Here is a 25,229-nt window from a genome sequence, read left to right as displayed (position 1 = left end):
TCTGATCGCAAGCTCCCTCAGCCTCCCGCAAGGAGTACCGCCGTGGCCCGATCCAAAGCGTCGCCGACTGACCGCGATCCCCTGTTGATCGACCTGGCGCTGCAGGGCGGCGGCGCGCACGGCGCGTTCACCTGGGGCGTGCTGGACCGGCTGCTTGAAGAATCCTGGCTTGGCATCGACGGCATTTCCGGCACCTCCGCCGGCGCCATGAATGCCGCCGTGCTGGTGCTGGGGCATGCGCGGGGCGGCGCCGACGGCGCCCGTGCGGCGCTGGAAGACTTCTGGCGCCGCGTGTCCGACGCCGCGCGCTACAGCCCTTTTCGCCGCAGTCCGCTCGACATCCTGATGGGTTCCTGGTCGCTGGATCATTCACCCATGTTCATCGCGTTTGATCTGGCGTCGCGGGTGTTTTCGCCCTATGACCTCAGCGCTTCGGGGGCCAATCCGCTGGCCGCCATCCTGCGGGAAGTCATCGATTTCGACGAGCTGGCGCGCGCGCCCATCCATCTGTTCATCACGGCGACCAATGCGCGCACGGGGCGCGGCCGGGTGTTCAAGAATGCCGAGGTGAATGCCGACGTGCTGCTGGCCTCGGCCTGCCTGCCGACCATGTTCCGGGCGGTGATGATCGACGGCGACCCGTATTGGGACGGCGGCTACAGCGGTAATCCCACGATCACGCCGCTGGTGCAGGACTGCCAGTCGCACGACACGATCCTGGTGCAGATCAACCCGGTCGAACGCCCCGGGTTGCCCAGCAGCGCCCGCGAGATCATGAATCGGCTGAACGAAGTCACGTTCAACGCGTCGCTGCTGAAAGAGCTGCGCATGATTGCGCTGCTGCGGCAGGTGGCCGACCCCGGCAATGGCGAGGGCAGGATGTGGGCGGATATGCGCATCCATCGGGTCTCGTCCGACCTCATGGTGGAACTGGGCTATTCCTCCAAGCTCAACGCTGAATGGCCATTCCTGTGCATGCTGCGCGACGAGGGCAGGAAGGCCGCCGACCGCTTCCTGGCCGAACATGGCGATGACCTGGGTAAGCGGTCGTCACTGGACATAGACGAACTGCTGGGCGAGGTCTGACCATGGGACTCTTTGGCATCCTGCTCGCGCTGGTATTACTGATCGGGCTGGCCTACCGCGGCTGGAGCATCCTGCTGCTGGCGCCGGCGGCGGCCATGGTGACGGCGGCCGCGGCGGGAGAGCCGCTGCTGGCCCATTGGACGCAGACGTTCATGGGCGGCGCGGCCGGATTCGTGGCCCAGTTCTTTCCGTTGTTCCTGCTGGGGGCGCTGTTTGGCAAGCTGATGGCCGACAGCGGGTCGGTCACCGCGATTGCCGACGCGATGACGCGCAAGCTCGGCGCGCGGCGCGCGATCCTGGCGGTGGTGCTGGCCGGCGCCATCGTCACCTACGGCGGCGTCAGCCTGTTCGTGGCGTTTTTCGTGCTGGCGCCCATGGCGCACGCGCTTTTCAAGTCGGCCGGGATTCCGGTGCGCCTGATGCCCGCGGCCATCCTGCTCGGCACATCCACCTTCACGATGTCCGCGTTGCCCGGCACGCCCGCCGTGCAGAACGCGATTCCCATGCCGTTCTTTGCGACCACGCCGTTCGCCGCGCCCGGACTGGGCATCATCGCCAGCGCGATCATGCTGGGTTTCGGACTGTGGTGGCTGAGCCGGGCGGAAGCGTCGGCCCGGCGCGCGGGCGAGGGCTATGTGGCGCCAGCGGGCATGGCCGCCGACGTGTCTGACGATGTTCTGGTGCGCGAGCGTGCCACGGTCGCGCGCGAGTTCGATCCGGCCGAAATGCACCACGGCCAGCGCAGCCCCGACGCGCCGTCCACGCTGGTGGCCGCGACGCCGCTCGTTGTCGTCATCCTGGTCAACCTGTTCATGACGCTGGTGGTCCTGCCGCGCATGGACACCGCCTGGCTGGCCGAGGCGCGCTGGGGCGGCACCAGCCTGGCCGCGGTGGGTGGGGTCTGGTCGGTGATCACCGCGCTGCTGGCCGCGATTGCCGTGCTGGTGGTGTTGAACTTCCGGCGCCTGCCGTCGCTGCGCGACACCATGGACGCGGGCGTGAACGCGTCGGCGCTGCCCCTGCTTAGCGTGGCAAGCCTGGTGGGTTTCGGCGCGGTGGTCGCGTCGCTGCCGTCGTTCGCCGCGGTGCGCGATTGGGTGCTGTCGATCGAAGGCGGGCCGCTGGTATCGCTCGCGGTGGCGACCAACGTGCTGGCTGCGCTGACCGGGTCGGCGTCGGGCGGCCTGACCATCGCGCTGCAATCGCTGGCCGCGACGTACATGGAGCTGGCCCAGACGCTGGGCATCGATCCGGCGCTGATGCACCGCGTGTCGGTGATCGGCGCGGGCACGCTGGACAGCCTTCCGCACAACGGCGCCGTGGTGACGCTGCTGGCGGTGTGCGGGTCAACGCACCGCGAGGGCTACATGAACATCGTCGTGGTGGGCATCGTGGGACCCATCATCGGGCTGGCCGCCGTCATTGCGCTGGGCAGCGCGCTGGGGTCTTTCTGACGGGCGAACGCTCAGGACAGCGTGCGCGCGGGCAGCGCCGCCGACAGGTCGTTCAGACTGAGACCGCAGCACCGCGCCCGCTCGGCCAGCGTTTCGCTCTGCGCCAGCGCGCGGCTGCTTTCGTCCAGCAGCACGTCCAGCTGCTCTTGCGGCGTGGCGGCCATCGCCCACGCGCGCTCGGCGAAGCGGACGGCAAACTGGTCCACACAGGTTTTGCAGATGGCCGCGCCGTTCTGTTCGAGCAGCGGCGCGCCCTGCGCGAGCGTCGATTGGCAAAACAGACAGGCGAGGGCGTGGTTCATGCGTCGGGCGGCCGGTGCGAATTGTTCGAAGGCGGCCGCGCGGATGGCGGCGCCTGTCATTGAACAACGGCCGCGCACGCCCAGTCTTAAATCGCGATGCGGCCCCTTAATCGACGTTGAAGCCGCCCGGGCCCGCCTGCCCGAGGAGTTCGCGGGCGCATTGGACCGCTTCGCCCGGCGTCGCGACCACCAGGAACGGCAGGCCGAAGGCGCGGGCCATCTTTTCGCCGCGCTTGCGCAGCTTGTCCAGCGCGTCGGTATCGCGCTCGACGGCGATGAATGCCCGGCAGCGTGCCCGCAGTCGCGGCATGTTGGCCGTCTGCCATTCGATCATCGCCTTGCGGTCCTCGTGCGCGGCCTCGTGGCGGGTATCGGGCACCACCATGACGAAGCTGCGCGGGTTGTCCACCAGCAGCTCCATCTCGCGAATCCACGAGGCCGAATAGCCCAGCGGCGCGCCGCCATGGCGGGCGGTCACGATGGGAAATTGCGACAGGTCGTGGAAGAAAAACTGATCGTGGTTCATTCGAAGGCTCCGTGGGGCAGGGCGGGGTCGTCCTTGGCGCAGCCGCAGCTGCCGTATAGCACCAGGCTGTAGGAATCCAGCTCGAAACCGCTGCGCCGCGCGATCTTCCTGACCAGTTGGGCCATGGCGGGATCGCTGGATTCCCGGATCTGTCCGCAACGCGTGCAGACCAGATGGTCGTGATGGCCTTTGTCGTTCAGTTCGAACACATTGGTGTGCGTATCGAGCTGGGTGCGTTTGAGCAGGCCGGCGTGCTCCAGTTGCGTGATCACCCGGTAAACCGTGGCCAGGCCGATATTGCTGTGATCCGAGATGAGGCGGCGGTAGATATCCGCGGCACTCATGTGCTGGTCTGCGTGGCGGTAGAAGATCTCCAGGATCTTCATCCGCGGGAAAGTGGCTTTGATGCCGGCGTCGCGCAGCCGTGTGTGGTCCATGTCGATTCTCCATCCGGGGGGCTGATACCCGGCTGATGAGAATGATGTACATTTTCAAATGGACCCGCTAACGGGAACCCGTCAACCTGTACCTCAAACCTGCCAACCATGCTTCAAGCGGCTGCCGCTTCCTCTTTGCCCGACGTCCTGCTGACGCCGTTCAGCCTGCGCAGGCGGCGGGAGTCCAAGGGCATTTCCGTGCCTGCGCACACCCACGCCGAGGGCATGCTGGTGCTGGTCCACGAAGGGCTGGTGATGGTGCAGTCGGGCGAGCGCGTACTGACGGTGCTGCCCGGCAGCCTGGGGTGGATTCCGCCCGGCGTGCAGCACGGGGCGCGCTGGTTCGGTGAGGCGCGCGGGTCATTCCTGCACGTGCATCCGGACATCTGCGGGCGCCTGCCGGCAAATTGCCGGGCGTGGCCGTCTTCCCGGCTGATCGAGGCGCTGGTCGAACGCTTTACGGAAGGCAGGTGGCAGGATGCGACGCCGTCTTATCAGGCGCAGTTGTTCGACGTGCTGCTGGAGGAACTGCGGCAGCGCACCTTGGATGCCACCGCGCCGCTGCCGATGCCGGCCGATCCGCGCCTGCAGGATCTGGCCAACACGCTGCTGGACACGCCGGACGATACGGCGGGTATCGACGAATGGGCGCAGCGGCTGAATATGTCGTCGCGCACGCTGATGCGCCGTTTTCGTCAGGAGACCGGCGTGACGCTTGGGCAGTGGCGCCAGCAGGCCCGGCTGCTGCGGGCGCTGGAAATGCTGTTCCGGGGCGGATCGGTCACCCAGGCCGCGCTGTCGGTCGGGTATGAAAGCACCAGCGCGTTCATTGGAAGCTTCCGCACGGCGTTCGGCATGACGCCGACACGGTATCTGGCGGATCGCGGTTAGGGGTTGAACGCGGTCAGGCGTGCCACGCAGTCAGGGGGCCACGCAGTCGGGAGGCGGCGCCGTCAGGCGGCGGCAGGCTGGTCCGGATGCAACGGGCCTTCCGGGTCGTTTTCTGCGTCCGGCCGGGGCGGCACCGGCGTCAAGCCGAGCGACAGCCGCAGGCGCTGGCAATCCGGATTGGGCGCGCCGTCCGGCATCCAGATGTCGAACTCGCGGCACGGCGTGGGCCGGCTCTCGTAGATGTCGCAGTGGATGCCGGGCTTGCCCAGTTCGCCGCGCAGTGAAATGCAGCGTCCGCCGCCCATTTCCGTGCCCTTCATGCAGGCGCGCAGCGGGCTCATCTGGGTGACCAGGTCCAGCGGCACGTGGCCGCCGTTTTCGCCGGCCAGTTCCCCGACGTAAAACGACACGCGAAAATGCGCGCAGCAGGCGCCGCAGTCCAGGCAGGGATTGGCGGACGGGTCGTCGCCGGCCAGTACCGCGGGCGAGACAAACGAGACGAGCGAGGTCAGTGGCAGGGACATGGGCGTAGGTCCGAAGGCCGGAAATATTATCTGGATTTGCGTTGCGGCCGCTACGACTTTTTTCAGGGACATTGCAGGAGTAGCATCGGTACCCTGTCAGTCCAGAGGAGCGCTTTCTTGTCCGCAAAAACCGATTTTCCAGATGGCCTGGCCCGTTGCGGCTGGGTGGACACGTCGGCCGAATACATGGCCTATCACGACACCGAATGGGGCCGCCCCGAAGGCGACGATCGCGCGCTGTTCGAACAGCTCTGCCTGGAAGGTTTCCAGTCCGGACTCAGCTGGCGCACCATCCTGAACAAGCGCGAGGCCTTCCGCCGCGGTTTCGCCAACTTCGAGCCCGCCAAGCTTGCAACCTTTGGCGAACCGGAAGTCCAGGCGCTGCTGGCAGATGCGGGCATCGTGCGCCATCGCGGCAAGATCGAAGCCATGATCAACAACGCGGCCCGGGCACTGGAAATGATCGACCGCGAAGGATCGTTGGCCGCGTATTTCTGGCGCTTCGAAGCGCCGCCCACCAAGGTGTCCACCTACGGCGCTTCAACGTCCGAACAGTCCGAGGCCTTGTCCAAGACGCTCAAGAAGCTGGGCTGGAAATTTGTGGGGCCCACCACGGTCTACGCCTTCATGCAGTCCGTGGGCATGGTCAATGACCACAGCCCGGGCTGCCATTGCCACGCGATCATCGAGAAAAAGCGCAAGGCGTTTGTGCGGCCGTTTGTGCGTCCGCCCGTGCGGCCAGCCGGCTGACGCCTTGTACTGAACGGCCCGCGTCAGGCTGCGCGGCCGTTCTCCGGCCCGGTCTGCACCGGCGCCTGCCCCGGCAGGCTGTAACGCCCCTCGCGGTAAGCCCAGCTTGGCCACAACGCATGCGCCAGCGCCTCGGTCGCCAGTTCGGGGTTCAGCGGCGCGGGGGCGTAGTCTTCGGGCGCGGTGTAGCGGTATTGCACCGCCGTCTTGTTGGGCGCCAGCACCAGCAGGTCGTCGCCCTTCAGATACCCGTATGTACTGTCGTACTGCATGATCGCGCGTCCCGGCGTGCTGCGCGTGAGGTCGTGCCCGATCATCGGATGCTCGGTATCCACGCCGATCAGCGACAGCAGCGTCGGCGGCAGGTCGATCTGGCTGACCAGGCGGTCGTCGCGCCGCGCCTCGATGCCGGCGCCCAGGATCACGGCCGGGATATGAAAGTGGCGCACCGGCACCAGGCTGGCGCCGAACACCCGCGAATCGTGGTCCGCCGCCACCAGGAAGACGGTGTTCTCCCAATACGGCGACGCCTTGGCCTTTTCAAAGAACCGGCCCAGCGCCCAGTCGGCATAGCGCACCGTGTTCTCGACCGTGGCGGGATTGCCGTCGGTCTCGATGCGGCCCGCCGGATACTCCCACGGCGTGTGGTTGGACACGCTGAACGCCAGCGTGAAGGTCGGCAGGTCGCCGTCTTCGCGCAGCAGGCGGTCCAGCTGGTTGAACATGTCCTCGTCCGAGGCTCCCCAGGTGCCGACGAATGCCGGGTCGACAAAATCGGCCCGGTCGACTATCTGCTTGAAACCGTTGCCCAGGAAGAAGCCCTTCATGTTGTCGAAGTGCGACTCGCCGCCATAGATGAAGCGCGAGTGATAACCGTGGCGTCCCAGCAGATCCGCCAGCGAGAAGAACCCGCGCTGCGAGCGCGGCAGCTTCAGCACCGCCTGCGCGGGGGTGGGAAGAAAGCCGGTGGTCACGGCCTCCAGGCCGCGCACCGAACGGGTGCCGGTGGCGTAGGCGCGCGTGAAGGACCAGGCGTCGCGCGCCAGCGCATCCAGTTCCGGCGTCAGGTTGGCGCCGCCCAGCGCTGCGCTGTACTGCGCGCCCAGGCTTTCTTCAAGAATGATGACCAGGTTGAGCGGGCGATGCGTCTTGCGGGTGGCCGGCTGGCGGTGCAGGCTGGGGTAATCGGGGTTCGGCGGCGGATACGGCAGTCCGGACTGCGCCAGCACCAGAGCGTGCATCTTGTCGTCGTCCATGTCGCCATACACGGCGGAGGCCGACTTTTCGTTCTTCATGCTGTAGACCGCGTAGAACACGTTGTACAGCGAGTTCAACGCCAGAGTATTGAGCATCCCGTCGGAGCTATAGGCCACCGAGGACGGGTTGATCGGACGGTGGCTCAGCGTGCCGCGGATGGCCAGGATCACCACGGCCAGGATCGCCACGCTGGCAAGCGGCATCTGCCACCACGTCAAAGGCGCGTCGGGACGCGCGTGGCCCAGCAACGTCCAGGCGGCCCAGCCGATGAGCGCCAGCGCGCCCAGCCCGCCCAGCAGCGCGCCCTTGTAACCGCGCCACAGCATTCCGGAAACCTCGCGCGGATGCTTCAGGTATTCGACAAACAGGCGGTTGGGGCGGGAGTCGTATTCGATGATGAAGGGCGGCGTCGCCACTTCCAGGAACGCCAGCAGCACGAACGCCACCAGATACCAGCCGGCGGCCAGGTTTGCCGCCAAGGGAATGTGACCGAAAAGCGGCGACAGGACGGCCGGCAGCGCCGCCAGCACCGCAATCTGATGCGCGTCGATGCGCAGTCCCCGCAGCAGCAAGGGCGCGAGACCGCCGGCATTGCGTACGCGCTGCCATTGCCACAGCGCAAGCGCCAGACGGCTGAGCGTCAGCAGCGCGAACGCCGCCAACACGAAAATCAAGGTTGAATGCCGCATCGGGCCTCCAGGTTGTCCTGCTTCACCACCCGGCGCGGGCGGATTCGGTCATTTGGCATTGGAACCACGCCGGCGTCAAAAATTCTGTGAGGGCGTCCGATAGGGCAGTTTTCGCACGCCCTAGTGGTCTCTGTTTGTAACGGCGGCGCCAGCGCCCGGGCACAGCACTTGCTGCGCAACGCCGCGGACGTTCGTGCCGTTGACATGACTGCCCGGCGCGACCGCCCAGAAAAATCCGCACACATTATGGCGTCGTTCCGTCAGACCGTCGCAACAGGCCGCGATACCCTGGGGTAGCAAGTCCGGCCAGCGGTGTGCGGCCGGCAGCCAAGCCAAGGATAGTAACCATGACGCGCACAAGAAAAATAGCGATCGGGATTGTAGGGGGCATTGCCCTGCTGGTGGCGGTATTGATCATCGTGATCGCCACGTTCGACTGGAACCGCGCCAAGCCCATGATCAACGAACGGGCCACCGCCGCCATGGGGCGCCCCTTTGCAATCAACGGCGACCTGAGCGTGCGATGGCAGCGCGAGCCCGGCGAAAGCGGCTTGCGGTCCTGGGTGCCCTGGCCGCGCGTGGTCGCCAACGACATCACGATCGCCAATACGGAGTGGGGCAAGGCACCGCATTTCGCCACGCTCAAGCGCGCGGAATTCAGCCTGTCGCCTTTGCCGCTGCTGGCTCAGCACGTCGTCATCCGGCATATTCAATTGACGGAGCCGGCCGCCGACCTGGAACGGCTGGCCGACGGCCGCGCCAATTGGGTCTTCACCCTGCCGGAATCGGGCCAGCCCTCGCCCTGGGTGCTGGACATCAACGAGATCGGATTCGACAAAGGCCGCGTCGGCTATGCCGACGAAATGCTCAAGGCCGACCTGACGGTGCTGGTCGATCCGCTGGGCAAGCCCGTGCCGTTTGCCGACGTAACGGGTAAGTCGTTCGTGCCCGAGGACGGCACGGCCCCGGCGCCGCGCGATTACGTGTTCGGCTGGAAGGTCGACGGCAAGTACAAAGGGCTGGCCACCAAGGGCGAAGGCAAGGTCGGCGGCATGCTGGCCCTGAAGGACCCCAAGCAGCCTTTCCCCTTGCAGGCCGATGTGTCCATCGGCGGCACGCGCGCATCGGTCGCGGGCACGCTGACCGATCCTGTGAATCTGGGCGCGCTGGACCTGCACCTGAAACTGTCCGGCTCGTCCATGGCGCAGCTTTATCCGTTGACCGGCGTGACGCTGCCCGACACGCCGCCCTACAGCACCGACGGCCATCTGGTGGCCAAGCTGCAGAATCCCGGCGGGGCGGTGTTCGACTACAAGAACTTCAACGGCAAGGTCGGCGACAGCGACCTGCACGGCGACATCACGTTTGCGCTGGGCGCGCCCAGGCCCAAGCTGACCGGCAAGCTGTCGTCCAAGCTCCTGCAAATGGCCGACCTGGGTCCGCTGATCGGCGTGCAGTCGGGCGGCGGGCCGAAGTCGGCCGTGGATAAATCCAAGGACGCGCCCGCCAAGCCCAAGGGCGGCAAGGTCCTGCCCACGCAAGAGTTCCGTACGGACCGCTGGCGCGACATGGACGCGGATGTCTCGCTGGACGCCGCCCGGATCGTTCATGACAGCAAGCTGCCGCTGTCCAAGCTGTCGGTGCATGTCATCCTGCAGGACGGCAAACTCACGCTGGATCCGCTGCGCTTCGGCATGGCGGGCGGCACCATGAACGCCACTGCGCGCCTGGACGGCTCGCGCGCGCCGCTCACCGGCCGTATCGACATGCAAGCGCGCCGCCTGCAGCTCAAGCAACTCTTTCCGTCGGCGGAAGCCATGCAGAAGACGCTGGGCGAGCTGAACGGCGACCTCGCGATCAGCGGCACCGGCAACTCCGTGGCGGCGTTGCTGGGCTCGGCGAATGGCGACGTCAAGATGCTGGTCAACGACGGCGTGATCAGCCGCAGCCTCATGGAGCTTGCCGGTCTGAACGTCGCCAATTACGTGGTCTCCAAGCTGTTCGGCGACGATGAAGTGAAGATCAACTGCGGCGCGGCGGACCTGGAATTGAAGAACGGCGTGATGACGCCGCGCATCTTCGTTTTCGACACCGACAACGCATTGATCACCATCACCGGCTCGGCCAACTTCAAGGACGAGACCATGGATCTGGACATCGATCCCGACAGCAAGGGCTTCCGCATCTTCTCGCTGCGCTCGCCGTTGTATGTGCGCGGGACGTTCGGATCGCCCGACGTGGGCGTGCATGTCGCCCCGCTGGCGGCGCGCGGCGCGGGCATGGTGGCGCTCGGCGTGCTGCTGACGCCGGCGGCCGGGCTGCTGGCGCTGATCGCGCCCAGCGCCAATGACGAGAATGCGTGCGGCCCGCTGCTGGAGCAGATGCGCAAGCCGCCGAAGGCGCCGGCGCCGGCCAAGAAGTAAGCGGGCGCGTGCCGGCGAATGCGCCGGCTCCGCCCAGGTGACAGGAATATGCGGGCCGGCGTGACCGCAGACGTCCCCGTCCCGCCACTGCGCGTGACGGTCAGCCCCCGGGCATCAGTCGAAAGCCATCCGGCGCGGCTTCGTCGGCCGCGCACACCACATTGCGGCCATGGTTCTTGGCGTAGTAGAGCGCCTGATCGGCGCGCTCGAATACCGCCTCGAGGGTCGCGCCCTGTTCCGGATAATGCGCCACGCCGGCCGAGATGGTGAGGGGGGCGGGTAGCGGCGTCGCCGCTGGCGTCGCCAGTCGCGCGCTCAGCCGCTGCGCAATTGCGATGGCCGCCGCCATGCTGGCGCCCGGCAGCAGCATCACGAATTCTTCGCCGCCCGGCCGCGTCAGCACATCACCGCTGCGCGAGCCCTCGCGCATCACGCCGGCCAGCGCCTGCAAGGCCTGATCGCCCGCCGCGTGGCCATAAAGATCATTGATGCGTTTGAAGTGATCGATGTCGATCGCCACGATGGCGACCGGCGTGCCTTCGGCGCCCAGCAGCGCCAGCGCCTCATCCATGCCGCGGCGGTTCAGCAAGCCGGTCAGTGTGTCGGTCGTGTTTTCGCGGCGTAGGTCGCTGAGCTTGTGATGAAACGACGCCAGTCCCATCAGCAGCGCGCGCCGCAGTTGCGCGGCCTCGAAATACCACGAGCGCACGGCACGGATACGGTCCGCGGAATCGGGGTCCTGCATGCGCTTGGCAATGCTGGCCATCTGCCCCAATGGGCGTGCGATCCAGCGCGACAACAGCCAGATCAGCGCCACCGATAGCAGCAGCAAGGGCAGGGTGTTGCGGGCGGTGGCCATCAGCAGGTCCGAAAGCGGGGCAAGCGTGCTGTCCACCGGCCGCTGCGCGATGATGCTCCAGCCGGTGCTGGGCACGGGCGCAAACCCCGCCAGCATGTCGCGGCCTTCGTTGTCGATGAAGCGCCGCTCGCCGGTCTCGCCACGCCGCGCCGAGGCAAAGGCTTCGTTGTCGGGGGCCGGCTTGCCAAGCTGCGCGCTGTTGGGGTGATAGATCAGCGTGCCCTTGCGGTCGATGACGTAGAGAAAGGAATCGTCGCGGTAGAAATGCTGGTCCAGCAGACGATCCAGCACGTTGTCCTCGTGCAGGTAAAGCGAGCCGGCGATGAAGCCGAGATAGCGGAAATCGCGCGAGAAAATCGGCTGGGTGTAGAGAATCTGCCAGCGGCCGTTGCTGGCCTGAAACGGCTCGCTGATCGTCGGCTGCCGGGCGGCAAGCGCCTGCTTGACCGCGTCGCTGACCAACTGATGTCCCAGCAATTGCGGATACGACGGCGACACCGCCAGCACCCTGCCTTGAGGTGATGAGACAAAGCTGGAATTGAAAAGCCCCAGCTGCTGCTCCTGCCGCCGCGTTTCCTCGGCCATGCTTTCGGGACGGCTTTCCATGCCGGCCAGCTCGTCGGCGCTGTAGGCGAGATAACGGCGAATGTCGTTCAGCAGCGCATCGGTGGTCAGCGCCAGCTTGGACGCATAGATGCGGTTCGTGTCCATGGCATTGCGCAGCAGCAGATCGCGCTGCACCAGATAGCTGGCATGCAGGCCGCCCGCAAGCACCACGACGACCGACAGCAGGCTGATCCACAGGATGAGACGCCGCAGGTCGACGCGGAACATGACGGCATCCGTCAGTTGCGGGCGCGGCCCGGTGGCACGCCGGACGGCGGCGGGGCGTCGCAGATCAGGGCGTCCCACGCGCGCATCGCCTGCCGCGCCACCGCCTGCAAGGTCTTGCGGCTGGCGCCGTCGCGCGCCTGGATGGACATGCCATGCAGCACCGTCGTGTAGAACGCGGCCAGCCCCTTCAAGTCCGCGCCGGCGGGCAATTCGCCTTGCGCGGCTCCTGCGTTCAGACGGGCGAGGATGCGGCTTTGCATCTCGCGCCGGTTGTCTCCCAGGAAATTTCCCACGCCAGGCTGGTTGTCGCATCCAGCCGGTGCGCCCAGGACGATCATGCAGCCAGGCGGCAGGCCAGGGGCGGTGAAACGTTCGGCCGATGCCAGCAGCATGGCCTGCACCGCGTCGCGCGCCGTGGGAGCGGCCAGCAGCGCGCGTCGCGCCGACCCGCCCTCGGTCTCGCGGTAGAGCTCGACGGCTTCGCGGAAAAGACCTTCCTTGGACCCAAAGGCGCCATAGAGGCTGGGCGAGTTGATGCCCATCGCTTCCGTCAGATCGGTCAGCGATGCCCCTTCATATCCCTTCGACCAAAAAACTTCCATGGCCTTTTGCAAGGCCTGGGCACGGTCGAAGTTCCGCGGGCGCCCACGTTCAGCCATGCCCGCGATTTTACTCGCGTCGCGTATTTTGTGTTGATCGATAAAAAATTGTTGACCGTGCCGCAAGCGCGCGGCGATGATATTTGTACCGATCATTACAAAACGAGGTTTCCCATGCAGAACTTGAACGGAAAAGTGGCGTTCGTCACGGGCGGCAGCCGAGGCATCGGCGCCGCCATTGTTCGACGCCTCGCCGCCGACGGCGCGAATGTGGCCTTCACCTATGTCAGCGCATCGTCCGCCGAGCCTGCCCGGGCGCTGGCGCAGGAGCTGACGGCGCAGGGCCGACGCGCGATAGCCATCCAGGCCGATTCCGCGGACGCCGGCGCGGTCAAGCGCGCCGTCGAAGACGCGATCCGTGAACTTGGTCCTGTCGACGTGCTGGTCAACAACGCCGGCATTTTTCTGGCCGGGCATGTCGCGGACACCAGCCTGGACGACTACGAGCGGACGATGGACATCAACGTGCGCGCGCCTTTCGTCGCCATCCAGACGGCGCAGGGCTCGATGCCGGATGGCGGCCGCATCATCAACATCGGCAGTTGCCTGGCCCCACGCGCGGGCCGCGCGGGTGTTGCGCTGTATGCCGCCAGCAAGTCCGCGTTGGTCGGACTGACGCAAGGCCTGGCGCGCGATCTGGGGCCGCGCGGGATCACGGTGAACGTCGTACACCCGGGCCCCATCGACACTGATATGAACCCGGCCGACGGAGACCGCGCGGCTGATCTGATTGCCGTATTGTCTTTGCCCCATTACGGCGAGGCGCGTGACATCGCGGGGATGGTCGCATTCTTGGCAGGACCGGAAGGCCGTTATGTCACGGGCGCGAGCTTGGCCGTCGATGGCGGGTACGCGGCCTAAAAGTGGATGCCTTCAAAACTTTTTCGCCGCCCGACTTGCACAAACAAAAAAAGCCCCATATAATCTTTTTTCTTCGCAGCACACACATAACGAAACGCTACAGCGCTTTGCGCAGCAGCAGATCAAAGTGAGTGACTTGCAGGGCTGTTAGCTCAGTTGGTAGAGCAGCGGACTCTTAATCCGTAGGTCGAGTGTTCGAGCCACTCACAGCCCACCAGAATTCTTTGGCGGTACTTCTGGCAGTAACTGCAGCAGTAACCCCCAGCAGTACCCCAGCGCTAAGCCCACCGGAAACGGTGGGCTTTTTGCTTTGTGGGAATTTTGGCCGCAATGCTAACGTACTCCGGTTTCATCTCCTTAGCTTGCGAGCCGCATCTCGACAGTCGGCAGGGGGATTGCAGGAAGGACGACGCATGTACGACATCATTGGCGACATCCACGGCGAAGACCTGAAGCTCGAGGGGCTGCTGCGTTGTCTCGGCTATATGCCGGCGGGCAAAGGCTACAAGGCCCCGCAAGGCCGGCAGGCAATATTCCTGGGCGATCTGGTGGATCGCGGCGCCGGGCAGCGCCGTGTCCTGGAAATCGTCCGCGCCATGATGGATGACGGCCAGGCGCTGTGCGTCATGGGCAACCACGAATTCAATGCCATCGGCTACGCCGTCGAAGACCCTCACCATCCCGGCGAATTCCTGCGGCCCAATCGCGGCGACTCGGCGACGTGCCGGAAGAACCGCAAGCAGCACGGGGCCTTCATCGATCAGATAGGGGAAGGCAGCCCCGAGCATGCCGCCTGGGTTGCCTGGTTTCGCCAATTGCCGCCCTGCATGGACTTGGGCGGCATTCGCGTTGCGCATGCGTGCTGGGACGACCGTGCCGTCAAAGCGTTGACCGAAGCGGGTTGGGTGGCTGGCAAGTCATTGGATGACGCCATGCTGGTGGCCACGCATCGAAAGGGCTCTGATCTGGAGCAAGCCAGGAAGCTGCTGACGTCGGGAATGGAATTGGCATTGCCTGACGGCCGCTACATCGAGGACAAGGAGGGGCACCGCCATCACCACGTGCGCCTTGCCAATTGGCGCGATTGGGCCGGTGCCTTGCATGAGGTCGCTTTGGTGCCGGCCGGCCAGGAAGAGCAGATCCGCGGCTTGGCATTGCCCGAGGGCTTCAACCGGACGCCCATCACCGGCGCGCCCGTGTTCATCGGCCACCATTGGTTCAAGGGGCAGCCCAAGATCGAGAGCGGGAAGCTCGCCTGCCTGGACTGGTCGGCCGCAGCCGGCGGTCCGCTGGTGGCGTACCGCTGGGATGGCGAGGACACGCTGTCCAATGAAAATCTGGTCTGGGAAAGGGAATAACGCCGCGACGGCTTTCAAGCCATGATCCGCAGCGCCGTCTCGATCCCGAACGTCTGCGCAAACTGCTGCGCTGCCATCGGCTTTCCGAACAGATACCCCTGACCTTCTTCGCAATGCTCGGCCTGCAGCCGTTCGCGTTGCGCATCCGTTTCGATGCCTTCGGCGATGGTGTTCAGGTCAAAGCTGCGCGCCACATCCAGAATCGCGCGGACCACCGTGGCGTCCTGGTTCGATTCCAGTATCCCGCTCACGAACGATCGATCGATCTTGATGCGCGTGATCGGATGGGTCTTTAAAAGGCTCAGCGAGGCATACCCCGTGCCGAAGTCGTCGAATGAAATGCCTACGCCTTGGGCGCGCAGGCGCTGCAGCGTTTCCAAGACCGTGTCGTCGCTGTTCAGCACGATGTTCTCGGTGATCTCCAGTTCCAGCGCCTCGGCGCCTGTCAGTGCGCCCGTCGCCAGATTGATCTGCGGCTGATAGAAGAGCTGGAATTCGCCTTTGGCGACCGCGCGGTGCAGCTCCATGCCGTAGAGGCGCCGCGCCACGGCCTCCAGGCGCAGGTTGGGAGCGAAGACAGAAATGCGGCCGCGGCCGACCGCCTTGGCTTTGACCAAGGCGAGATCGGCGTTGCCCACCAGTTCCAGCGCTTCGTGGGCATGCAGCGGGGCCAGAGCCGGATGCGGCCTGTTCGTGTTTGCGAATAGCCACTCCCGTTACACCAGCTACGCGTCAAAAGCATGTCCGGACGCGAAAAATCGACCCTTTTCTTGCGCGGAAGGTTTTCAGCTCGCATTCATCGTTGCGTCATACGCGGCAAACAGAATGCGGGCCTCGAATAGCCTCCACGGGAAAAAGGAAAATGAAGCACTGGAATCGGAATGCGCTGGCCTGCGCAATGATGAGCGCAATGGCGCTGATTGCTGGCTGCGGTGGCGACAACGACAACGACAACAGCAGCGACCCCGAGACGCCGCCCGTTACCGAACCTCCCGTGCAGGCGCGTCCGCTTGAGCTGACGATCCTCCACATCAATGACCATCACTCCACGCTGGACGGCAAGGACCGGACGCTGACCCTGAAGAACGCCGCGGGCGCCGATACCGAAGTGACCGTGTCCGCCGCTGGCATGCCGCGCGTGAAGGCCGCCATCGACCAGCTGGCCGCGAATTCTCCGAACGTGCTGAAGCTGCACGCGGGCGACGCGCAGACCGGCACGCTGTACTTCAATCGCGCCGGCGAGCCGGGCGAGGCCGATGCCGCGCTGATGAACACGGTCTGCTTTGACGCCATGGCCGTGGGCAACCACGAGTTCGACAAGGGCGACGATGGCCTGAAGCGCTTTGTCGACTTCCTGCACGCCGGCGCCTGCCAGACGCCGGTCCTGAGCGCGAACGTCAACTTCGGCGCGAGCTCGCCGCTCAAGGGCACCGACCTGATCAAGCCCGCCATCGTGGTGGAACGCGATGCCCAGAAGATCGGCATCGTCGGCCTGACGATCGCCAGCAAGACCAAGGAATCGTCCAGCCCCAACGCGGACACGACGTTCACCGACGAAACCGTGGCCGCGCAGGCGCAGATCGACGCCCTGCGCGCCAATGGCGTCAACAAAGTGATCCTGCTGAGCCACATCGGCTACGGCTATGACAAGGAAGTCATTGCCAAGCTGAGCGGCGTGGACGTGGTGGTGGGTGGCGATTCACACACGCTGCTGGGTCCGGACGCGATGAAGACGATGGCCGTGGGCACGCCGGGCGGCGCCTATCCGACCCGTCTGGCCGACAAGGACGGCAAGCCCGTCTGCCTGGTGCAGGCTTGGGAATACTCGCAAGTCGTAGGCGAACTGAAGGTCAGCTTCGACGCCAACGGCGACGTGACGAACTGCGCCGGCACGCCCCACGTGCTGATCGACACCGACTACCGCGTCAAGTCGGGCAGCACGCTGGTTGCGGCCTCCGATGCCGATCGCGCCGCCTTCAAGGCCGGGGTCGCAGCCAGCGGCTTCCTGCGCGAACAGACGCCGGACGCCGCCGCATTGTCGGTGCTGCAACCTTTCAAGGCCAAGATCGACAGCTTCAGCAAGACCAACGTCGCGCAGGTGCCGCTGGAACTGTGCTTCCGCCGCATTCCGGGTCCCACGCCCGCCAGCAATGCAGCCAGCCCCGCTTGCGAGAGCGAAGGCAACGTCGCCCTGCGCGGCGGCGACATCCAGCAGTTGGTGGCGCAAGCCTATCTGGACGTGGCCAATGCCGAATACGGCGGCGCCGACATGACCCTGCAAAGCGGTGGTGGGGTGCGCCGCGCGCTGAACGGCACGGTGACGGCCGCCGACGTGATCGCCGTCGTGCCGTTCGGCAACATGCTGTGGCGCCTGGATCTGACCGCCAACGAGGTCAAGTCCATGATCGAGGATGGCCTGGACGCGACGTACAAGCCGGGCGGCAAGGACGGTCCTTACCCCTACGCGGCCGGCCTGCGTTGGGATGTGACCGCGTCCAACGCCAAGGGCAGCCGCGCCAGCAACTTCCAGTATCTGGACCAGGCCACCAGCACGTGGCTGCCGCTGGATAATGCGCGCACCTATCGTCTGTTCGTGCTTAGCTTCAATGCCACCGGCGGCGACGGCTACACGACGCTGGCCAACGTGCCGGCCGAGCGCCGTTCCGACATCGGTGTGCTGGACGCGGATGTCTTCCAGGCCTACATCGACATGCAGGTGAAGGATTCGGGTACCGGCCTGCCTGTCTTGAACCGCATCGACAACGACCGGTACAGCACGCACAACTGGCAGCAGTAATCGTTAATCCGGCAGGCCGGAACGCCGGTCCTGCCGTGCCGTTGGCGGGTCCCCGATGCGGGGCCCGCCTTCGCGCGTTCTGAATACGCGCTCGGCCTCGCGCCAGCCGCGAGGCCCGTCGCTCAACCGTATTCCAACTGATAGAAATGCTGGCTGGCGATCAGCGTGGCGCCGCACGACGTGCGCATGCCTTCCAGCGCGGTGAGGCGGTCCGAGCCGACGTTCTGCACGCCTTCGACGATGGTGTGGGTGTCGCCGCATTTGGGGCAGGTGACGCGATCGCCGACGCGGGCCATCGGCTGCCCGAAGATGACGACGGTTTCGTCGCCGGTCACGACGACGCCGCCGTGCGACGTTTTATCGCCCTTGCGGATGACGGAGCGTTGGGACATGTTGCGCGCCAAGTATGTGTTTACAGATACGTGCCGTCCGGCGCCAGCCGTGCCGGGCCCACCACGAAAGTGCCGTCCGGCGCCATGCGCACGGGACCGCCGCCGCCTTTGTAGCTGCCGTCGGGGGCGCGTTGCGGCGTGCCGGCCACGTAGGTGCCGTCCGGGGCGCGGGTGATCGGACCTTCTCCACCGACGATGGTGCCGTCGGGCGCGCGGCGCGGGGTGCCGGCGATGAAGTGCCCGTCGGGCAACATGCGGATCGATTTCGTCGTCATGGGTGCTCCTTGATCGGAGCGCAAATCATAGCGAAGCATCGTGACGCGCTTTGTAATAGGACGTGTCATCTTTGAACGTCCTGCGTAAACGGTTGTGGGATGATTTGCGCCTACTTACATATGCTCCGCGCCCATGACCGACATCAACGCCCTGTTGCTTCCGATCCCCGGCGACGCGCCTTGCGGCGTCGACCTGGTGTTTTCGCCCGAGTTCGACGCGATCCGCGAGGCGCGCCGGCATGACGATCCCCAACTCGACCAAGGCGATTGGGTCATCGACCTGAAAGAGGCCGACTGGCCCGAGGTGGCGCGCATCTGCTCGACGGTGCTGCGCGAGCGCAGCAAGGACATCCGCATCGCGTCATGGCTGGCGGAAGCCTGGGCCAAGACGCGCGGGTTTGCCGGGCTGCGTGACGGTTATCTGCTCATCGACGGGCTGTGCCGTGATTATTGGGAAGGGCTGCATCCCGTGCCGGAAGACGGCGACGTGCAGCAGCGCGTGGGCAATCTGGCGTGGCTGCTGTCGCGATCGCAGCAGCTGATCGGCGAGATTCCGCTGACCCAGGCCGACGGCGCGCGCTACGGCGCGGTGCTGTGGGAGGCGGCGAGCCAACTCGCCAACGCCGTCAAGCGTACGCCGGACAACGCCAATGAATTGACGCGCGGCAAGCTGACGCTGGACCGCTTCGACGCCGCGCGGCGCGATACGCCGCCGTCGTTCTATTCCGAGCTGGACACGCAGCTCGAAGGTTGCTCGCAGGCGCTGGCGCAACTGGAGCGCACGCTGGACGAGCGGCTGGGCGACGAAAGCCCGGCGTTTTCCCGTGTGCGCGAGTCGCTGCGCAATGTCACGGAACTGGTGCACCGCTTTGCGCGCGATGCGGGCCTGCTGGTCCGTGTCGACCTGGCGGCCGCACCGCCGCCCGCGGCGCCCGCACCTGCCGTTCCCGTTCGAGTGGAGCCCACCTTGCCCCCCGCCGATCACTTTCCCGCTGTCGATACGCCCGCGCAGGGCGCCGCACCAGCCGCCGTGCGCGGTCCGATCCAGACCCGCGAACAGGCGCTGGCGCAACTGCGCGAGGTGGCCGATTTCTTTCGCCGCACCGAGCCGCACAGCCCGGTTGCCTACCTGGCAGACAAGGCCGCAAGCTGGGGCGAGATGTCGTTGCACCTGTGGCTGCGCACGGTCGTCAAGAACGACGAGACCCTCTCGGGCCTGGAAGAACTGCTTGGCATCAAGAAGGCCGGCGAGGGCAGCTAAGGCGGCCCTCGGCGCGCGGCCTCAGCGCGCCGCGCGGAATTCGATCCGCCGGTTCTTGGCGCGGCCTTCGGGCGTGGCGTTCGTGGCCACCGGCTGATCGGGGCCGGCGCCCATCGCCTCAAAGCGCGATGCCGGCAAACCCTTATCGACCAGATAGTCCCGCACCGCGTCCGCGCGCGCCTGGCTGAGCGCCAGGTTGGTGCTGCGGCTGCCTGAACTGTCGGTATGGCCGATGATCTGGATCTTGTCGGCACGCAGCTTCGGCACGGCATCGGCCACCCGGTCCAGCAGCTCGCGGCCGCGTGCGGTCAGGCGCGTGCTGCCCGTCTCGAATTCCACCACGCGATTGCTGAGCAGGTTGTCCAGCACGTCCTGTTCGTCCTTGTCCGCCGACACGCGCAGGCCGTTGACGATCTTGTAGGTGGGGTTGAGCGAGGTGGCGAAGGTGCTTGCGATCTGCTGGCGCGAGGCTTCGTTGTCCACCTCGCCGCGCAGCCGGATCTGCGTGCCGTCGATTTCCAGCTGTCCGCGGTTGATCTGCTTGAGCGGACTGTCCAACAGCTTGCCGACGTGTTGCGACCAGTTCGGCGGGGCGACGACGCCGCCCACGTCGATGCGGTCGATCACATTGCCTACGCCATACACCTTTTGCAGCCGTTGCAGCACGTCGGCCTTGGTGGCTTCGTCGGGCACCGCGCCGCTGGCGACCACCTGGCCGGGTTGGGGGATGACGTTGGCGGGAACGACCGTCGCCGCGTCCTGGGCATGCGCCGCCCAGGAGCAGGCCGCGGCCAGGACCAGAGTGAATGTGCGCATGTCCTAGGCTCCGATGAAGACTTCGCGGTAGGTCTCCAGCGCCTGGCGCAGGGACAGCCGCTGTTGATCCAGATAGCTCGACAGCTTGGCCAGGCCGTGGCTGGCGCTGACGTGGTCGCGCACCCAGGGGGCGGCGTCCAGCATGATGTAGTGCTGCGACAGCGTCTGCGGCGTCGACAGCAGGGTGGCCAGCGTCTGCGGTGACGCGCCGCGAAACCCCACCACCAGCCGGTGCTTGCCCGCGATATGGCCGATGAACATGGCGATCTCGAAGTCGGCGCGGTTCAGGAAGGGCGCGATCAGCGTCATCCAGTACGTTGCCACCAGATTGATGTAGAGCGGGTCGTCGGGCAGCGGCAGCGCCAGTCCGGTGTCCAGCTGCGACGAGCCGCTGGACATGACCGGCGTGAGCAGGATGCCCAGCGCCAGCACGATGTCGTGCATGTTGGCGGCGTGGCCGTTGCTGCGCAGCATCGCTTCCACACGCTCGAGCGTCTGCAGGTCGATGAATGCGTCAAAGCCGTCGTCGGCGGCGGTGCGGATTTCGCCTTCCAGGCCGTTCAGCGTCTGCAACGCATCGGCGGGGTCGCCTTCCTGCATGAGCTGCGACGCGGCAGCCCCCATGCGGTTCCACATCCGGCTGAAGGCCAGCGGACTGCGCGCAATGAAGTCCAGCGGGCGCGATACCTCGACCGAGGTCGCGCTGATGAACGGGAAGCGCCGTCCGGACTGGTCGCGGCTGGGCTGCAGATGGCCCGCGATGGCCAGCTTGCCGCGCGAACCCAGCACCGCGAAGGGCACCGGCTGCGCCTCGTCGTACAGCGTCTTCCAATGCGGATCCTGCGCCAGGATCTCCATGGTGTTGGCGACCCAGGCGTCCAGCGTCGCCATCAGCTGCGGGTGCGAGGTGTTCTTGACGAAGTCGCCACGCGACGGAATCTTGCCGAAGTAGGCCGTGCGGAAAATGGGGGACTGCGGATTGCTCATTGCTGCACTCCGGCAGCCGTCGATGCGACGGAAGGTTGAGGGGAGGAGCCCGCGACCGTGGCGGGCAGACGCAGGTTGCGCAGGCCCTGGCTGCCGGGCTCGGCGCCGCCTGCGCTGGCCGCCTGGGTATTGCTGATGATGCGCAGGCGGACCGGGACGGTGATGTTGGACTTGGTCCAGCTCATCTCGAAGCTGCCGTCCTGGTTGGGCTTGCGCTGGGCGCCCGAGATCAGGCGTTCCAGGCCGAAGCGGCCGGGCTCGTTCACGATTTCGATCACCGTGCCGTCAAAGGCGGTGGCGGTGATGCGCGCGCCGGGTGCGCCCTGCGCGTTGGGCCACACGAAGTTCACCCATTGCGGCGGCGTGTTGCGGTAGCGCAGTTGCTGGCCATCGATCTCGATCGTGTACTCGGTGACGCCGCCCGCAGGCTTGGGCTGGATCTGGAACAGCGTCTGCGGCTGGCTGGCCGCGCCTGATCCGGCTGCGCCGCCCGACAGCGGCGCCACCCATTGCGCGAAGTTCGCGGTGAACGACGGCTGCAGGTCGATGCCCATGTCGCCCCACGTGCGGGCCGTGAGGATGTCGCCGCGGCGCACGGTGAGCGGGCCCAGGGTCTCATTGACGTACTTGGCGATGCTGCCCTGCGGACCGAAGACCTGCGCGATCTCTTCGCTGCTGGCCTCGATGCCGGCCTTGGTCGAGAACGGATACTTGTCGGCCAGGTTCTGCGTGAAGCCCTGATAGACCTGCGCGTTCCAGACCTTGTTCAGCTCGGTCTGCGCGGGCTGCATGGCGACGGCGTAGCCCTGGATCAGCGGCCGCACCAGCAGCGGGCGCAGCGTCTCGCGCTGTGCCGGCGTCAGGCCGGCAAGCATCTGCTCGTCCACCAGCTTGAGCGCGTCCGCCAGTTCGGAGTCCTTGCCTTCCAGCGTCTGGCGCATCAGCAGCAGGGCGCCCGGGCCGGGATCGCCCTGGTTGTTGATCAGGTTGAAGCGCGTCCGGATCTTGGACAGGGCGTTCATGTAATTGTCCAGCAGCGACTGGTTGTCGCGTTGGACCACCAGGCGCGCCACGTCGGAGAATTCGCGGCCCACCGGGCCCATCGGGATCTGTTCGCCGCCGGGCGCCGCCTCGGCCGGCTTGGGCTGGCCCTGGCGCAGGATCACGCGCTTGAACCAGGCGACGACGCCCGTCTGCGCCTGCGTGATGCCGGTGTTGATCAGCGACGGGTTGTCCCACGAGGTCTGTTCGTACGTGGTATTGATGAGCTTGACCAGCGGCGAGTTCTGCGGATCGCCCAGGCGGTTCATGCCTTGCACCGCCTGATCGAAGCTGGTGAAGGGCTTGATGGTGACCCCGCGCAGCATCTTCTGCCATTCCTGCGCGTACTCGGTCTTGTACATCGTGGCCAGGCTCTTCTGGATCTGCTCGGGGCTGCCTTCCAGCGTGAGATCGTCGCGCGCGTTCACGCCCAGCACCCAGTCGCTGGTCTGCACCTCGCGGCGCGCGGCTTCGCCGATGGCCGGCTCGATGTATTGCTCCCAGGCCTCTCGCGTGAACGTGCCCGGCACGGCGTAGCTGCCCGCCACGACCGCGGCATCGGCCTCGCCCATGATGCGGGCGACGGTCATCGCGGGGAAGCGCGTGGCGGCGCGCGCCTTCAGCGTGGCATAGGCGCGCTCGCGCGCCGGCATGCCCTGCATCACGCTGCGCAGGTTGCCGCGCGTGCGTTCCACCATGGCCAGATTGGTTTCAATCTGCGGCCAGTCCGCATCGGCGGCTCGCGCCACGTAGAACGAGATCAGGCGCTCGGCGCTGCGGATCAACTGGTCGCGCGGCATCGCGCCCCGGTTGGTTTCCAGCCATCCGCGCCAGAATCGGGTGATCTGGTCGGACAGATGCGTGGGATCCACGTGTTCGCGGTTTGCCATCATCAGGTACGTCTTGAGCGCGTTGTAGGCGTCGTCGACGTTGGTGGGCGAGGCGTCCTGGAACAGCGTGTTGCCGGCATTGGCGCTCACCGGCTGAGCCTGCGGCGGCGCCGTACGCGGCGCGCCGCCCGCGGCCGCCTGCGACACGTCCACGCGGCCCAGATAGTCTTCCAGGCTGGCCTTGACCGGCACCAGCATGAACTGGCGCAGACCGTTGTAGTACTCGGCCAGCAGGCGCTGCTTGAGCACGTCGCCCTGGTACAGACCCAGCCCCAGCGACAGCGGCCGGCTTGTTGAATAGCGGTCCAACTGCTCGATGCGATCCTGCAGGATCTCCATGGCTTCCAGGCGGCTCTGCAGATCGGTGCGTTCGCTTTGCAGGCGCACCACCTTGTCCAGATCCGCCTGCACATTGCTCGCCAGTTGCCGGTTGCCCAGATACGACCAGCTCCAGCCGCCCAGCACCAATCCCAGCGCCAGCACCAGGCCAAAGAAGGTCAGGTAGCGCATGCGGACCTTGTTGGGGCTGGCGTGCTGGCGCACCAGCTTCTTGTCGGCAAATATGACGTTGGAGAACAGGTCGCGCAGGAAGAATCCGTTGTGCGACGTCACGCTGCGCGCCGCTTCGCGCGAGGCCGGCCGCAAGCCGAAGCGCGCCGCGAGCTTGTCGGTGGAGGTGCTGCGCGAGGCGCCTTCCTGCAATGCGCTGGTGAAGTAGAAGCCTCGGAACACAGGCTTGTACTGGAACGGGTTGGTCTCGAACAACGTGGACAGGAAGGTGCGCAGCGCCGGCTTGATGCCCGCGAACTCCAGCGGGAAGGTCAATAGCCCCGGCGGCAGGGCCGCATTGCGGCGCAGCGAGATCTGGGCCGTGCCCATTTCCTTCAGGCCTTCATACAGCTCGTCGAAGCGCTCGTCGAACAGCGTCAGCACGTCGCGGCTTTCGTCCGCGCCGTACGGCAGCGTCGCGCCCCAGACCCGGTCACGCTCGCGCGCGTCGGCATCGGCAAAGAATTCGGAAAAGCCCGCGATCAGGTCAGCCTTCGTGAAGATCACATAGACCGGCGCAAACACTTCCAGCCGGTCGGTCAGTTCCTGCACGCGCTGGCGCAGGTTCTTGGCCAGGTTGATCGCGAATTCCGGGCCCGCGTCCGTCAGCTCGCTGATGCTGGCCGCCACGATGATGCCGTTGATCGGCGCCTTGGGGCGATGGCGCTTGAGCAGGTCCAGAAAGCTCATCCACTCGTTGCGGTCTTCTTCGTGCACCGAGTAGCGGCCGGCGGTGTCCAGCAGGATGCCTTCGGTGGTGAAGAACCAGTCGCAATTGCGGGTGCCGCCCACGCCGCGCACGGCGGCGCCGTTCTTGTCGGCAAACGGGAACTGCAGGCCCGAATTGATGACGGCGCTGCTCTTGCCCGCCGCGGGGTTGCCGATGACGATGTACCAGGGCAGCTCGTACAGCGCCTCGTTGCCGGAGGTCTGGCCGATCTTGGAGGTCTTGATGGTGCGGACCGCCTGCGTCAGGCGGGTGCGCAGCGCCTCGATTTCGCTGCGGTTGGCGGCGGGGCTGGCGGCCGCGCCCGTCTGCACCTGCTGTTCCAGCATGTCGCCCAACTGCTGGTTGGCCCGCCGCGTGCGGCGCCGGCGCCAGAGATAGACGCAGAGCCACAGAAGCAGCAGCACGCCCAGCGCCGCGCCGGCCCAGGTCATGGCGATCTGCATCGTGTCGGCGAACAGGAACAGGAAGACGATCAGCGCGATCAGGCCGATGAGCATGAAGGTGCGTGGGTTGGCGAATACGCGTCCACTCCAATAGCGCACGTCGCTCATGGCGCTGGAAAATCGAGAAAGCAATCCTGA

At 66.1% G+C, this 25,229-nt stretch carries 22 protein-coding genes and 1 tRNA gene; 10 read left to right on the top strand and 13 right to left on the bottom strand.

The genetic code is table 11. The features are described 5' to 3' along the window. Positions 1–99: 99 nt before the first annotated feature. Together B3098_RS10495 and B3098_RS10490 are read left to right on the top strand one after the other, a co-directional pair. Positions 100–1,086: a patatin-like phospholipase family protein gene (locus B3098_RS10495; protein WP_414631269.1), complete on the top strand. Its 987-nt coding sequence runs from the start codon at positions 100–102 to the stop codon at positions 1,084–1,086. Positions 1,087–1,088: 2 nt separating this feature from the next. Further along, the gene (locus B3098_RS10490) at positions 1,089–2,540 is read left to right on the top strand and encodes a GntP family permease (protein ID WP_175125573.1); all 1,452 of its coding nucleotides are present in this window, start codon (positions 1,089–1,091) and stop codon (positions 2,538–2,540) included. An 11-nt stretch (positions 2,541–2,551) separates the two neighbouring features. Here the strand turns inward: B3098_RS10490 and B3098_RS10485 are convergent, their stop codons facing one another. The 3 genes from B3098_RS10485 to B3098_RS10475 all read right to left on the bottom strand — a co-directional run bounded on the left by B3098_RS10485 (position 2,552) and on the right by B3098_RS10475 (position 3,805). After that, positions 2,552–2,842 carry a ClpX C4-type zinc finger protein gene (locus B3098_RS10485; RefSeq protein WP_175139397.1) on the bottom strand — a complete coding sequence of 97 codons (291 nt, stop codon included), beginning with the start codon at positions 2,840–2,842 and terminating at the stop codon, positions 2,552–2,554. 106 nt (positions 2,843–2,948) lie between these two features. Beyond that, complete coding sequence (locus tag B3098_RS10480) at positions 2,949–3,368, bottom strand: hypothetical protein (protein WP_175139396.1); 420 nt, start codon at positions 3,366–3,368, stop codon at positions 2,949–2,951. Next, the gene (locus B3098_RS10475; protein WP_286895863.1) at positions 3,365–3,805 is read right to left on the bottom strand and encodes a Fur family transcriptional regulator; all 441 of its coding nucleotides are present in this window, start codon (positions 3,803–3,805) and stop codon (positions 3,365–3,367) included. The genes B3098_RS10480 and B3098_RS10475 overlap by 4 nt, the downstream gene beginning before the upstream one ends. A 108-nt stretch (positions 3,806–3,913) precedes the next feature. Between B3098_RS10475 and B3098_RS10470 the strand changes: the two genes are divergently transcribed. Then, positions 3,914–4,696, top strand: coding sequence for a helix-turn-helix domain-containing protein (locus B3098_RS10470; RefSeq protein WP_286895861.1), 783 nt, complete (start codon positions 3,914–3,916; stop codon positions 4,694–4,696). A gap of 62 nt (positions 4,697–4,758) precedes the next feature. Here B3098_RS10470 and B3098_RS10465 read toward each other — a convergent pair whose 3' ends face one another. Continuing rightward, positions 4,759–5,220, bottom strand: a complete 462-nt coding sequence (locus B3098_RS10465; protein WP_175139394.1) for a YkgJ family cysteine cluster protein — start codon at positions 5,218–5,220, stop codon at positions 4,759–4,761. Between the two features lie 117 nt (positions 5,221–5,337). Between B3098_RS10465 and B3098_RS10460 the strand changes: the two genes are divergently transcribed. Next, on the top strand, positions 5,338–5,970 hold the full coding sequence (locus B3098_RS10460; protein ID WP_286895858.1) for a DNA-3-methyladenine glycosylase I: 633 nt from the start codon (positions 5,338–5,340) through the stop codon (positions 5,968–5,970). A 23-nt stretch (positions 5,971–5,993) separates the two neighbouring features. Here B3098_RS10460 and B3098_RS10455 read toward each other — a convergent pair whose 3' ends face one another. Next, entirely contained in the window at positions 5,994–7,916 is a 1,923-nt protein-coding gene (locus B3098_RS10455; protein ID WP_286895855.1) for an LTA synthase family protein, read from the bottom strand. A gap of 347 nt (positions 7,917–8,263) precedes the next feature. Here B3098_RS10455 and B3098_RS10450 point away from each other — a divergent pair, with 347 nt between their 5' ends. Beyond that, positions 8,264–10,339 carry an AsmA family protein gene (locus B3098_RS10450; protein ID WP_286895853.1) on the top strand — a complete coding sequence of 692 codons (2,076 nt, stop codon included), beginning with the start codon at positions 8,264–8,266 and terminating at the stop codon, positions 10,337–10,339. Between the two features lie 100 nt (positions 10,340–10,439). On the opposite strand, the gene B3098_RS10445 is transcribed toward B3098_RS10450, so the two are convergent. Both B3098_RS10445 and B3098_RS10440 read right to left on the bottom strand, forming a co-directional pair. Further along, complete coding sequence (locus B3098_RS10445) at positions 10,440–12,032, bottom strand: sensor domain-containing diguanylate cyclase (RefSeq protein ID WP_286895852.1); 1,593 nt, start codon at positions 12,030–12,032, stop codon at positions 10,440–10,442. A gap of 11 nt (positions 12,033–12,043) precedes the next feature. Then, on the bottom strand, positions 12,044–12,691 hold the full coding sequence (locus B3098_RS10440; protein ID WP_175125552.1) for a TetR/AcrR family transcriptional regulator: 648 nt from the start codon (positions 12,689–12,691) through the stop codon (positions 12,044–12,046). Between the two features lie 114 nt (positions 12,692–12,805). Here B3098_RS10440 and B3098_RS10435 point away from each other — a divergent pair, with 114 nt between their 5' ends. The 3 genes from B3098_RS10435 (at position 12,806) to B3098_RS10425 (ending at position 14,910) form a co-directional block, all read left to right on the top strand. After that, entirely contained in the window at positions 12,806–13,552 is a 747-nt protein-coding gene (locus B3098_RS10435; RefSeq protein ID WP_286896056.1) for a 3-oxoacyl-ACP reductase family protein, read from the top strand. Positions 13,553–13,693: 141 nt separating this feature from the next. Beyond that, positions 13,694–13,769: transfer RNA gene (locus B3098_RS10430), tRNA-Lys, on the top strand. A 196-nt stretch (positions 13,770–13,965) separates the two neighbouring features. Then, positions 13,966–14,910: a metallophosphoesterase gene (locus tag B3098_RS10425; RefSeq protein WP_286895850.1), complete on the top strand. Its 945-nt coding sequence runs from the start codon at positions 13,966–13,968 to the stop codon at positions 14,908–14,910. A gap of 14 nt (positions 14,911–14,924) precedes the next feature. On the opposite strand, the gene B3098_RS10420 is transcribed toward B3098_RS10425, so the two are convergent. Then, positions 14,925–15,527 (bottom strand): EAL domain-containing protein, encoded by a 603-nt coding sequence (locus B3098_RS10420; protein WP_286895847.1) that lies wholly within the window; start codon positions 15,525–15,527, stop codon positions 14,925–14,927. Between the two features lie 245 nt (positions 15,528–15,772). Between B3098_RS10420 and B3098_RS10415 the strand changes: the two genes are divergently transcribed. Next, positions 15,773–17,707 carry a bifunctional metallophosphatase/5'-nucleotidase gene (locus B3098_RS10415; RefSeq protein WP_286895843.1) on the top strand — a complete coding sequence of 645 codons (1,935 nt, stop codon included), beginning with the start codon at positions 15,773–15,775 and terminating at the stop codon, positions 17,705–17,707. Between the two features lie 122 nt (positions 17,708–17,829). Here the strand turns inward: B3098_RS10415 and B3098_RS10410 are convergent, their stop codons facing one another. Then, positions 17,830–18,099 (bottom strand): PAAR domain-containing protein, encoded by a 270-nt coding sequence (locus B3098_RS10410; RefSeq protein ID WP_105237403.1) that lies wholly within the window; start codon positions 18,097–18,099, stop codon positions 17,830–17,832. Between the two features lie 20 nt (positions 18,100–18,119). Further along, complete coding sequence (locus B3098_RS10405) at positions 18,120–18,374, bottom strand: hypothetical protein (RefSeq protein WP_239215195.1); 255 nt, start codon at positions 18,372–18,374, stop codon at positions 18,120–18,122. 133 nt (positions 18,375–18,507) lie between these two features. Between B3098_RS10405 and tssA the strand changes: the two genes are divergently transcribed. Then, on the top strand, positions 18,508–19,635 hold the full coding sequence (gene tssA / locus B3098_RS10400) for a type VI secretion system protein TssA (protein WP_286895838.1): 1,128 nt from the start codon (positions 18,508–18,510) through the stop codon (positions 19,633–19,635). A 21-nt stretch (positions 19,636–19,656) separates the two neighbouring features. On the opposite strand, the gene B3098_RS10395 is transcribed toward tssA, so the two are convergent. The 3 genes from B3098_RS10395 to tssM are packed head-to-tail and all read right to left on the bottom strand — an operon-like array spanning position 19,657 to position 25,199. After that, positions 19,657–20,451, bottom strand: a complete 795-nt coding sequence (locus tag B3098_RS10395; RefSeq protein WP_279975357.1) for an OmpA family protein — start codon at positions 20,449–20,451, stop codon at positions 19,657–19,659. A 3-nt stretch (positions 20,452–20,454) separates the two neighbouring features. Next, a complete protein-coding gene (gene tagF, locus B3098_RS10390; RefSeq protein WP_175125526.1) occupies positions 20,455–21,438 on the bottom strand; it encodes a type VI secretion system-associated protein TagF in 984 nt (327 codons plus the stop codon). Continuing rightward, positions 21,435–25,199 (bottom strand): type VI secretion system membrane subunit TssM, encoded by a 3,765-nt coding sequence (gene tssM, locus B3098_RS10385; protein ID WP_286896054.1) that lies wholly within the window; start codon positions 25,197–25,199, stop codon positions 21,435–21,437. Before tssM ends, tagF begins: the two co-directional genes overlap by 4 nt. Positions 25,200–25,229 lie beyond the last annotated feature (30 nt).

The organism is Achromobacter sp. UBA2119 (genome assembly GCF_002331005.1).
GTDB lineage: Bacteria > Pseudomonadota > Gammaproteobacteria > Burkholderiales > Burkholderiaceae_B > Achromobacter > Achromobacter animicus.
The sequence above is the reverse complement of the archived record's forward strand: the minus strand, read 5'-3'. Positions and strand labels throughout refer to the sequence as shown.

What these genes read in the sequence shown, in the direction of transcription:
- B3098_RS10485 (WP_175139397.1), bottom strand. Translation starts at nt 2,842, where the DNA reads ATGAACCACGCCCTCGCCTGTCTGTTTTGCCAATCGACGCTCGCGCAG.
- B3098_RS10405 (WP_239215195.1), bottom strand. Translation starts at nt 18,374, where the DNA reads ATGACGACGAAATCGATCCGCATGTTGCCCGACGGGCACTTCATCGCC.
- B3098_RS10445 (WP_286895852.1), bottom strand. Translation starts at nt 12,032, where the DNA reads ATGTTCCGCGTCGACCTGCGGCGTCTCATCCTGTGGATCAGCCTGCTG.
- B3098_RS10465 (WP_175139394.1), bottom strand. Translation starts at nt 5,220, where the DNA reads ATGTCCCTGCCACTGACCTCGCTCGTCTCGTTTGTCTCGCCCGCGGTA.
- B3098_RS10450 (WP_286895853.1), top strand. Translation starts at nt 8,264, where the DNA reads ATGACGCGCACAAGAAAAATAGCGATCGGGATTGTAGGGGGCATTGCC.
- B3098_RS10440 (WP_175125552.1), bottom strand. Translation starts at nt 12,691, where the DNA reads ATGGCTGAACGTGGGCGCCCGCGGAACTTCGACCGTGCCCAGGCCTTG.
- B3098_RS10435 (WP_286896056.1), top strand. Translation starts at nt 12,806, where the DNA reads ATGCAGAACTTGAACGGAAAAGTGGCGTTCGTCACGGGCGGCAGCCGA.
- B3098_RS10480 (WP_175139396.1), bottom strand. Translation starts at nt 3,368, where the DNA reads ATGAACCACGATCAGTTTTTCTTCCACGACCTGTCGCAATTTCCCATC.
- B3098_RS10455 (WP_286895855.1), bottom strand. Translation starts at nt 7,916, where the DNA reads ATGCGGCATTCAACCTTGATTTTCGTGTTGGCGGCGTTCGCGCTGCTG.
- tssA (WP_286895838.1), top strand. Translation starts at nt 18,508, where the DNA reads ATGACCGACATCAACGCCCTGTTGCTTCCGATCCCCGGCGACGCGCCT.
- B3098_RS10410 (WP_105237403.1), bottom strand. Translation starts at nt 18,099, where the DNA reads ATGTCCCAACGCTCCGTCATCCGCAAGGGCGATAAAACGTCGCACGGC.
- tagF (WP_175125526.1), bottom strand. Translation starts at nt 21,438, where the DNA reads ATGAGCAATCCGCAGTCCCCCATTTTCCGCACGGCCTACTTCGGCAAG.
- B3098_RS10475 (WP_286895863.1), bottom strand. Translation starts at nt 3,805, where the DNA reads ATGGACCACACACGGCTGCGCGACGCCGGCATCAAAGCCACTTTCCCG.
- B3098_RS10490 (WP_175125573.1), top strand. Translation starts at nt 1,089, where the DNA reads ATGGGACTCTTTGGCATCCTGCTCGCGCTGGTATTACTGATCGGGCTG.
- B3098_RS10470 (WP_286895861.1), top strand. Translation starts at nt 3,914, where the DNA reads ATGCTTCAAGCGGCTGCCGCTTCCTCTTTGCCCGACGTCCTGCTGACG.
- B3098_RS10395 (WP_279975357.1), bottom strand. Translation starts at nt 20,451, where the DNA reads ATGCGCACATTCACTCTGGTCCTGGCCGCGGCCTGCTCCTGGGCGGCG.
- tssM (WP_286896054.1), bottom strand. Translation starts at nt 25,199, where the DNA reads ATGAGCGACGTGCGCTATTGGAGTGGACGCGTATTCGCCAACCCACGC.
- B3098_RS10425 (WP_286895850.1), top strand. Translation starts at nt 13,966, where the DNA reads ATGTACGACATCATTGGCGACATCCACGGCGAAGACCTGAAGCTCGAG.
- B3098_RS10415 (WP_286895843.1), top strand. Translation starts at nt 15,773, where the DNA reads ATGAAGCACTGGAATCGGAATGCGCTGGCCTGCGCAATGATGAGCGCA.